The organism is Campylobacter troglodytis (genome assembly GCF_006864425.1).
GTDB classification, from domain to species: domain Bacteria; phylum Campylobacterota; class Campylobacteria; order Campylobacterales; family Campylobacteraceae; genus Campylobacter_D; species Campylobacter_D troglodytis.
Genome location: NZ_QHLI01000206.1, coordinates 1 through 690 on the forward strand (window position 1 = coordinate 1; position 690 = coordinate 690).

At 32.8% G+C, this 690-nt stretch carries 1 protein-coding gene; it reads right to left on the reverse strand.

What is annotated here, in order from left to right; genetic code table 11:
- Positions 1-690 (reverse strand): tlde1 domain-containing protein (locus DMC01_RS12695; RefSeq protein WP_185908979.1); only part of this gene is annotated, 690 nt, incomplete at both ends.

A 690-nucleotide genomic window follows, 5' to 3' on the forward strand; every position in this document is an offset into this window, starting at 1 on the left:
CCTTGATTTTGCAAGATCTCATCTTTGTATTTTTCTACATATTCTAAAAATACTTTAAAAAACTCATCATTATTTTTCCATAAATCAATACACCCAGCACTTCCAGCTTGAATGCCACCGTGGATAAAAAAATTAGATCTAAGCACCTCTTCTCCTTTTGAATTTATAACAAGCTTTGTTTTTGGTTGTATAGGTATGCGAATTTTGCCCCAAGCTGGTGTCGCTTTTGCCCAAGAACCCATCTTTATATCAACAAAAGATAACCAAGCAAAAAGTTTTTGCCAAATCCCAGCTTTGTCCCAATACTGAACCCCATCATTTACATTTTCGCTCAATGGAGTGATATAATACTCCCCCTCAGGTATAGGACCTTCGTTTTTTAATGCCTGTCTTTCTTTTTCGTATGTAAAATAATGCTTGTCATCAATTTTTTGTGCCCTTCCACTTACAGCTTGAAACGAATGTGCTATTTTATCATTTAGTAGTATTGACAAAGATCTGCCATCAAATTTTAAGGCAAGAGAATTTTTATGTCTTTTAAACTTATTCCTAATCCTCACCTCAACATACTCTTTAACAAAATCGTTTAGATTATTTATGCTTTTACCAAGTATTTTCTTCGCAAAATCATTCTTTAAAGATTTTGCAAAGCTTTCTTCTTTGCTTATACTCTTCTTTTGAAAGATTATA